General features: G+C 65.5%; 7 protein-coding genes. 1 reads left to right on the top strand and 6 read right to left on the bottom strand.

Translation table 11 applies throughout. The features are described from left to right. Window positions 1-202: 202 nt before the first annotated feature. From D4Q52_RS11060 to D4Q52_RS11040, 5 genes are all read right to left on the bottom strand, one after another. Entirely contained in the window at window positions 203-997 is a 795-nt protein-coding gene (locus tag D4Q52_RS11060; protein WP_119856603.1) for an ABC transporter ATP-binding protein, read from the bottom strand. An 11-nt stretch (window positions 998-1,008) separates the two neighbouring features. Beyond that, window positions 1,009-1,908: a nitrate ABC transporter permease gene (ntrB, locus tag D4Q52_RS11055; protein ID WP_119856602.1), complete on the bottom strand. Its 900-nt coding sequence runs from the start codon at window positions 1,906-1,908 to the stop codon at window positions 1,009-1,011. A gap of 73 nt (window positions 1,909-1,981) precedes the next feature. Beyond that, window positions 1,982-3,289, bottom strand: coding sequence for a CmpA/NrtA family ABC transporter substrate-binding protein (locus tag D4Q52_RS11050; protein WP_119856601.1), 1,308 nt, complete (start codon window positions 3,287-3,289; stop codon window positions 1,982-1,984). A 547-nt stretch (window positions 3,290-3,836) separates the two neighbouring features. Next, window positions 3,837-4,997 carry a CmpA/NrtA family ABC transporter substrate-binding protein gene (locus tag D4Q52_RS11045; protein WP_119856600.1) on the bottom strand — a complete coding sequence of 387 codons (1,161 nt, stop codon included), beginning with the start codon at window positions 4,995-4,997 and terminating at the stop codon, window positions 3,837-3,839. Beyond that, a complete protein-coding gene (locus tag D4Q52_RS11040; RefSeq protein ID WP_119856622.1) occupies window positions 4,994-5,578 on the bottom strand; it encodes an ANTAR domain-containing response regulator in 585 nt (194 codons plus the stop codon). Before D4Q52_RS11040 ends, D4Q52_RS11045 begins: the two co-directional genes overlap by 4 nt. Before the next feature lie 271 nt (window positions 5,579-5,849). On the opposite strand from D4Q52_RS11040, the gene glpK reads away from it, so the two are divergent. After that, on the top strand, window positions 5,850-7,352 hold the full coding sequence (gene glpK, locus D4Q52_RS11035; protein ID WP_119856599.1) for a glycerol kinase GlpK: 1,503 nt from the start codon (window positions 5,850-5,852) through the stop codon (window positions 7,350-7,352). A gap of 293 nt (window positions 7,353-7,645) precedes the next feature. Here the strand turns inward: glpK and D4Q52_RS11030 are convergent, their stop codons facing one another. Further along, window positions 7,646-7,918: a hypothetical protein gene (locus D4Q52_RS11030; RefSeq protein WP_119856598.1), complete on the bottom strand. Its 273-nt coding sequence runs from the start codon at window positions 7,916-7,918 to the stop codon at window positions 7,646-7,648. Between the last annotated feature and the right edge of the window lie 63 nt (window positions 7,919-7,981).

Here is a 7,981-nt window from a genome sequence, read left to right as displayed (position 1 = left end):
TTATGTATGCCTGCGCTGCCCTCGAATTGCGGGTCGCCCCGGACTCCCGCTCCCCACACAACACCCCGCAAACCCGGGAGCCCCCCGTGGGGGGGCCCAGGCCCGGAATCCATACTCCCGGCGGTGGTTATGGATTCCGGGCTCGCTCACTTCGTTCGCGCCCCGGAATGACGCTGTTACTTGTGTTGGCGCCGGTTGATCCTCACGCCGCCTCGATGAAGCGGTGCCGCTCGTACAGGAATTCCAGCACGCGCTGGCGGCACTTGAGATACGTCGCGTTGGTGGCCAGTTCGAGCCGCTTGCGCGGGTGCGGCAGGGGGACGTCGAGCACTTCGCCGATTCGCGCCGAGGGGCCGTTGGTCATCATCACGATGCGGTCGCTGAGCAGCACCGCTTCGTCGACGTCGTGGGTGATCATCAGGATCGTGTTGCCCAGCTTCTGGTGCAGCGCCATCACAGAGTCCTGCAAATGCGCACGCGTCAGCGCGTCGAGCGCGCCGAAGGGCTCGTCGAGCAGCAGCACCTTCGGCTCCATCGCCAGCGCGCGGGCGATGCCGACGCGCTGCTTCATGCCGCCGGAGATTTCCGAGGGGCGCTTGTCCTTGGCGTGGCCCATCTGCACGAGGTTCAGGTTATGCAGTGTCCAGTCGTGGCGCTCGGTTCGGCTCTTGGTCTTGGCGAACACCTTGTCGACGCCGAGCCGGACGTTTTGGTACACGGTCAGCCACGGCAGCAGGCTGTGGTTCTGGAACACGACGGCGCGGTCCGGCCCCGGCGAATTCACTTCGCGGTTCTCCAGCAGCACGCCGCCGGTGGTGGCATCGGTCAGCCCGGCGACGATGTTGAGCAGCGTGGACTTGCCGCAGCCGGAATGGCCGATGATCGAGACGTATTCGCCCTTGGCAATGTCGAGGCAGACGTCCTTCAGCACTTCGGTCGTCGCGGCGCCTCGGGTAAACGTCTTGTCGATGTGATCGAGCTTGAGATAAGCGGTCATGCTGTTGCTCCTCAACCGGCCGAGGTGCCGTGGGTGACGATGCGGCCGAGCCCCGCGATCATGCGGTCGAGCACGAAGCCGATGATGCCGACATAGAACAGCGCCAGGATGATTTCGCTGATGTGCGAGGAATTCCAGGCGTCCCAGATGAAGAAGCCGATGCCCACGCCGCCGATCAGCATCTCGGCGGCGATGATCGCCAGCCACGACAGCCCGATGCCGATGCGCAGGCCGGTGAAGATGTAGGGCGCAGCCGACGGCAGCATCACCTTGGTGAAGAACTCCAGCGGATTGAGCTGCACCACCGCGGCGACGTTTCGGTAGTCCTGCGGGATGTTGCGGATGCCGACTGCGGTGTTGATGATGATCGGCCAGATCGAGGTAATGAAAATCACGAAGATCGCCGAGGGCTGACCGTCGCGGAAGGCGGCGAGCGCCAGCGGCAGCCAGGCCAGCGGCGGGATGGTGCGCAGCACCTGGAAGATCGGATCGAGTCCGCGCATCGCCCATACCGACTGGCCGACCAGCGTGCCGAGCGCGATGCCGGCGATCGCGGCGAGCGAGTAGCCGAACGCGACGCGCTGAAGCGATGCGCTGAGGTGCCAGAACAGCCCCTTGTCGATGCCGCCGCGATCAAAGAACGGATCGAAGATCAGCTCCTTGGTGTCGGCATAGACCTTGGATGGCGGCGGCAGCGCCGAGCCCGCCTGCCTGCACATCAACTCCCAAATTACCATCAGCAGCGTGACTACGACCAGCGGCGGGATCACCCGGGCGGCGATCTCGCGTGCGGTCTTGATGTATTTGTCGGCGCGCGGCTGCCGCTTCGGCCGCATCGTCACCACGGCGGACGACGGCGGCGTGAGCGCGGTGACGGTCTCGGTCTCGGATTTCAGGGCGGTCATCGACATCGGGGCGAAACTCCGTCGTCATGAAGGGGAGGGCCGCGCCGCACGCGCGGCCCAATGATCGTTGGTGTGATCGTCAGGCTTCGACGCGCTTGATCGACAGCGACTTCAGATACGCAGCAGGATTTTCCGGATCGAACACCTTGCCGTCGAAGAACGTCTCCTTGCCGCGCGACGTCGAGGCCGGCAGGTCCGTGACGCCGAGCGACTTGGCGGCGTCCTTCCACAGATCCTCGCGGTTGACCTTGGCAATCAGCGCCTTGCTGTCGAAGCCGGGCTCATACTTGCCCCAGCGGATGTCCTCGGTCATGAACCACAGGTCGTGGCTCTGATACGGGTAGGACGCGTAGTCGTCCCAGAACCGCATGATGTGCGGCGAGTTCTCGACCACCTTGCCGGTGCCGTAGTCGAACTTGCCGTTGACGCGATCGGTAATGTCGTCGACGGGGCAGTTGATCCACTGCCGCTTGGCGCAGATCGCGGCGATCTCGTCGCGGTTCTCCGGCTTCTCGCACCATTGCTGCGCTTCCATCACCGCCATCAGCAGCGCTTTCGCCGCCTTCGGATATTTGTCGACCCAGGCGGCGCGCATGCCGAGCGATTTTTCCGGATGCTTGTTCCAGAGTTCGCCGGTAGTGATGGCGGTGTAGCCGATATTCTGATGGATCAGCTGCAGATTCCACGGCTCGCAGACGCAGAAGCAGTCCATCGTGCCGACCTTCATGTTGGCCACCATCTGCGGCGGCGGCACCACGATGGTTTCGATGTCCTTGTCGGGGTCGATGCCGCCGGCGGCGAGCCAATAGCGGATCCACAGATCGTGCGTCCCGCCCGGGAAGGTCATCGCCGCCTTCACCGATTTGCCGGACGCTTTCTTCTTCTCCAGTGCGACCTTGAACGGCGCGGTGTCGAGCCCGACCTTGATGTCCGCATATTCCTTGCCGACCGAGATGCATTGGCCGTTGAGATTGAGCCGCGCCAAAATGTACATCGGCGTCGGCACGTTGTTCTGCGTCACCTTGCCGGCCGAAATCAGATACGGCATCGGCGTCAGGATGTGCGCGCCGTCGATGCCGTTGCCTTCGGAGCCGAGCACGAGGTTGTCGCGCGTCGTGCCCCACGAGGCCTGCTTCTCCACGCTGACGTCGGGCATGCCGTATTTGGCGAAGATGCCCTTCTCCTTGGCGACGAACAGCGGCGAGGCGTCGGTCAGCGCGATGAATCCGAGCCGCGCGCCTTTCACTTCAGGGCCGGCGTCCTGCGCGAAGGCGCCGGCGGGAAAGTTCACCTTCGCTGCGGTGAGCAGTGCGGCTGCACCACCGCTCGCCTTCAGGAGTTGACGGCGGCTGAGTTTGCGTCCGAGGCCGTCCTTGCTGATCGTCATCGTTGCCCTTTTCCCTGCTGGGGTCGCGCGACCCTGTTGCCCGTGATGCGGGCGCCACCGAACTCACAAAAAAAACGCTGCTGCCTGGCCGCGGCAGTGCGGGCCAGGACAGCAGCGTTGCTGTCGGAGTTGGTCGATGGACGCCGGGACACCCACCGGTGACCCGCATTAGGAGTAGCGAAAACCGTGCCAGTTGCGCGGGGAGGGTGATTAGTGAGGAGTTGCATAGAGTTGGCCGTCGGCGTCGAAATTTGAGCCGGCCGCAAACGATGCGCAGTCGCGCAGCATGACTAAGCAGAGTGATGATGATTTGTGCAGCGCATCAGGGCAGAGAGCCGCCGGGAGCGCGGCGCGCTCCTTCTCCCCGCGTGCGGGGAGAAGGCTGGGATGAGGGGGCGTCGCCGCGGGGCCGGGCGCTCCAACTAATCATTACAGCGGGACACAGTCGAAAGGCTCGGCCGCTCGGAGGCGCCCCCCCACCCGGCCCGGCCACGCTGCGCTCCGCGGGGCCGACCTCTCCCCGCACGCGGGGAGAGGTGACTTCGCCTCAGCGCCGGATTTCCAGCGCCGACAGATAGCCGGCGATATCGTCCGGATCGAAGCTCGAGCCGGTGCATTCGCCGATGCCGTCGGCGGGGGCGAGGGGCAGGATTGGCGTGGCGCCGACTGCGGCGTCGTAGAGGTCGGGGCGGAACACCGCCTTGGCGGCGGCAAGTAACTCCGCCGACAGCGGCGCCTGGCCCCAGCGTACCATCTGGGCGTAATTCCACGCGCCCTGCACCGGGTCGGGCCGCGCTGCGGCTTCGCGGCCGACCAAGAGATAGCGGCCGGTCTCGCGATAGGTGCCGTCCGGCGAAACCTTCAACCGGCCGTCGAGCGTGCGGCGGATCAGCTCGGGCGTCACTTCGATGCGGCCCGGCGCGGTGAGCAGCGCGCAGACCTCGTCGCGGTTGGCTTCGTACTCGATGAACTGTGCGGCGCGGTCGTGCGCGCGGATCAGCCGCAGCAGCGTGTCGGGATGGCCTTCGGCCCACGACGCGCGCACCGCCAGCAGCTTCTCGGCGGCGCGCTGAAACAGCTCGCTGGTGAAATGCAGGATGTGGCCGATGCCAAGATCGATCGCCACCGAATTCCACGGCGCGCCGACACAGAAGCCGTCGAGATGCTTGCCGGCGAGGCTCTCGACCATGAACGGCGGCGGCAGCACCACCAGCCGGACGTCCTCGTCGGGATCGACGCCGCCTGCGCCCATCCAGAACCGCAGATCATAGTTGTGGCTGGAGAACGGGAAGGTCATGCCGAAGATCAGCGGCTCCAGCCCCTTGGTCTTGCGCTCGGCGACGACGCGCGCCAGCGCCCGCGCCGACACCGCCGGATCGGAAATATCGCCGTCGACATGCGCGGCGATCGCGGCGTGCAGATCCGGTGACACCGTGATGGCGTTGCCATTGACGCCGAGGCCGAAGCCGGAGATCACCGGCACCTTGATGTGGCCGATGCCGAGGCTGGAGGCCACCGCCATCGGCGCCAGAAGATGCGCGGCGTCGAACAGCCCGATGTTGAACTTGTCGCGCACATTGGCCCAGGAGATCTCGCGCACCAGCTCGACGTCGAGATCTTCCTGCGCGCAGAATCCCTTGTCGACGGCGACGATCAGCGCCGCGGCGTCGACCAGCGGGATAAATCCGATGCGCAGCCGCTCGCTCATTTCAGCATCTCCGACGCGGTGACCACCGACTGGGCGATCTCGGCGATTTTCTTTTTCTCGTTCATCGCCGCGGTGCGCAGCAGCACATAGGCCTGCTCCTCGCTCAGTCCCTTGGCCTTCATCAGGATGCCCTTGGCGCGGTCGATCACTTTGCGGTCTTCCAGCGCGCTACGGGCGCGGTCGAGTTCGGTCTCGAGCTTGGCGAACGCGTTGAAGCGCGAGATGCACAAATCGAGCACGTGCTTCATCCGCTCCTTCTTCAGCCCATCGACGATGTAGGCCGACACGCCGGCATCGACCGAGGCCTGGATTGAGGCGGTATCGCTCTGGTCGACGAACATCGCGATCGGCCGTTTGACGATGCGGCTGACCTGGAACATCTGCTCCAGCATGTCGCGGCTGGGATTTTCCAGATCGATGACGATGACGTCGGGGTCGATCTCGTAGACCCGCGCCAGCAGATTGGTGGTGGCGGCCAGATGCGTGATCTGCGACAGCCCGGCCTCGCGCAGCCCCTCGGTGAGGATCGCGGCGCGCACCGGGTTCTCGTCGACGATCACGATTTTCAGCAGCGGGTCCATCACCAACGGGCCGTCATTGCGAGGAGCGAAGCGACGAAGCAATCCAGTTCAGTGCACCGGGCTGGATTGCTTCGCTTCGCTCGCAATGACGAAACGAAGGCCGCCCACCATCCAAAGCCTGGATCGCACCTCGACAAACCACACTCCAGCGCCGGAATGAAGAGGGATCGCGGCCCCGCGCCGCCGAAACCGCCGATATTGACGGCGCCGGCGCGATCGGGTGGTGTGCGGCCAAACTTTTTCCTCCATCCAGCTTCCGGGACGAACGCTCATGTCTTTCGTGATGGCCATCGATCAGGGCACCACCTCGTCGCGCGCGATCCTGTTTCGCGAGGACATCTCGATCGCCGCCTCGGCGCAGCGCGAATTCCCGCAGCATTTTCCGGCGTCCGGCTGGGTCGAGCACGAACCCGAGGATATCTGGTCCTCGACGCTGACGACCTGCCGCGAGGCGATGGACAAGGCCGGCGCTTCCGCCGCCGATATCGCGGCGATCGGCATCACCAATCAGCGCGAAACGGTGGTGGTGTGGGATCGCATCTCCGGCAAGGCGATCCATCGCGCCATCGTCTGGCAGGATCGCCGCACCGCGGAGTTCTGCACCAAACTGAAGGCCGATGGCCATGAGCCGATGATCACCGACAAGACCGGGCTGATCATCGATCCGTATTTCTCCGGCACCAAGGTCGCCTGGCTGCTCGACAACGTCCCCGGCGCGCGAGCCCGCGCCGAGCGCGGCGAACTGCGTTTCGGCACCATCGACTGCTATCTGCTGTGGCGGCTGACTGGCGGCCGCGTCCATGCCACCGACGCCACCAACGCATCGCGCACGCTGCTGTTCAACATCCACACCGGCGAGTGGGACGACGATCTCCTGAAGCTGCTCGGCGTGCCGCGCTCGATGCTGCCGCATGTGAAGGATTCCTCGGCGCATTTCGGCGACAGCGACTACGAGCTGTTCGGCGCGCCGATCGCGATCCGCGGCATCGCCGGCGATCAGCAGGCTGCGACCATCGGCCAGGCCTGCTTCACGCCCGGCATGATCAAGTCGACCTACGGCACCGGCTGCTTCGCGCTGCTCAACACCGGCACCACGCCGGTGCGCTCGCACAACAAGCTGCTGACGACGATAGCCTATCAGCTCGGCGGCAAGCGCACCTATGCGCTGGAAGGATCGATCTTCGTCGCCGGCAGCGCCGTGCAATGGCTGCGCGACGGCCTCGGCATCATCAAGCACGCCAGCGAGACCGGCCCGCTCGCCGACAAGTCCGATCCGATGCAAAGCGTGTATCTGGTGCCGGCCTTCGTCGGCATGGGCGCGCCGTATTGGAATCCGCGGGTGCGCGGCGCGCTGTTCGGCATGACGCGCAACACCGGCCCGGCCGAGCTGGCGCACGCCGCGCTGGAGAGCGTGTGTTACCAGACCTATGACCTGTGGGCCGCGATGCGCGATGACTGGTCCGCGGCAGACGCCGCTCCGCCGGTGCTGCGCGTGGACGGCGGCATGGCTGCCTCCGATTGGACCATGCAGCGCCTCGCCGACCTCCTCAACGCGCCGGTGGACCGCCCCGTGATCCAGGAAACCACCGCGCTCGGCGCGGCCTACCTCGCCGGCCTCAGCGCCGGCGTCTTCCCAGAGCCCGGCAAGTTCGCCGACAACTGGCGTCTCGACCACCGCTTCCGTCCGGCGATGAGCCAAGCCACCCGCGAACGCAAGCTCGCAGGCTGGGGCAGGGCGGTGAAGGGCCTGCTGGCGAGCGACGAGGGCGAGTGAGCGAAAGCCACCATTCAGCATCCGCTGACATTCCAGGACGATTAGTTCGGCAGATCAGCCCCGCATTGCAGCGCCCTCCCTTTGCCGCTGACAGGAGAGGGACGGAGTGAGGGCGCCCCAGGCGGTGAATCTGCGCTGCACGGAAGGCAGTTGGTGTCGCGATCGCTCCGTGCAAATCCTCACGTCATGACGGCCCCGGTCAGCAGCGCGTAAACGGTGCGACGGAATGCAGACACACAAACGCCGCGCCCGAATTTGAGCGCGGCGTCAGAGGTTGGCCAGACTGGCGCGTGTTACTTTGAGTTGCTGCCGCCGGCTGCGCTGGTGCCGCTGTTCTTCTTCATGCCATTATTGTGCATGGCGTCACCCGGCTTGGCCATGCTGCCGGAAGTTGCGGAGCCGGCGCCGGTCGTCCCGGTACCGCTCGTGGTTCCCTTCTGCATGGTGGAGTCGGACGTGCCGCCGGTTCCGGCGTTGCCGCCGCCCTGGCTCTGGCTCGGCTGCGCGAACGCGAGCGATCCGGTCAGTGCGAGGAGACACAGGCCGGCGGAGAGTGACTTGATCATGAGACGAAGCTCCATGTTGTTTCCTCGTCCGGCAACGTGTCCCGCGAGGCATCGTTCCGTCGC

Source organism: Rhodopseudomonas palustris, assembly GCF_003591005.1.
Classification (GTDB): Bacteria; Pseudomonadota; Alphaproteobacteria; order Rhizobiales; family Xanthobacteraceae; genus Rhodopseudomonas; species Rhodopseudomonas palustris_K.
The sequence above is the reverse complement of the archived record's forward strand: the minus strand, read 5'-3'. Positions and strand labels throughout refer to the sequence as shown.

Excerpts from the sequence above, each read along its gene's own strand:
- ntrB (WP_119856602.1), bottom strand. The coding sequence starts at position 1,908 with ATGTCGATGACCGCCCTGAAATCCGAGACCGAGACCGTCACCGCGCTC.
- D4Q52_RS11050 (WP_119856601.1), bottom strand. The coding sequence starts at position 3,289 with ATGACGATCAGCAAGGACGGCCTCGGACGCAAACTCAGCCGCCGTCAA.
- glpK (WP_119856599.1), top strand. The coding sequence starts at position 5,850 with ATGTCTTTCGTGATGGCCATCGATCAGGGCACCACCTCGTCGCGCGCG.
- D4Q52_RS11030 (WP_119856598.1), bottom strand. The coding sequence starts at position 7,918 with ATGATCAAGTCACTCTCCGCCGGCCTGTGTCTCCTCGCACTGACCGGA.
- D4Q52_RS11060 (WP_119856603.1), bottom strand. The coding sequence starts at position 997 with ATGACCGCTTATCTCAAGCTCGATCACATCGACAAGACGTTTACCCGA.
- D4Q52_RS11040 (WP_119856622.1), bottom strand. The coding sequence starts at position 5,578 with ATGGACCCGCTGCTGAAAATCGTGATCGTCGACGAGAACCCGGTGCGC.
- D4Q52_RS11045 (WP_119856600.1), bottom strand. The coding sequence starts at position 4,997 with ATGAGCGAGCGGCTGCGCATCGGATTTATCCCGCTGGTCGACGCCGCG.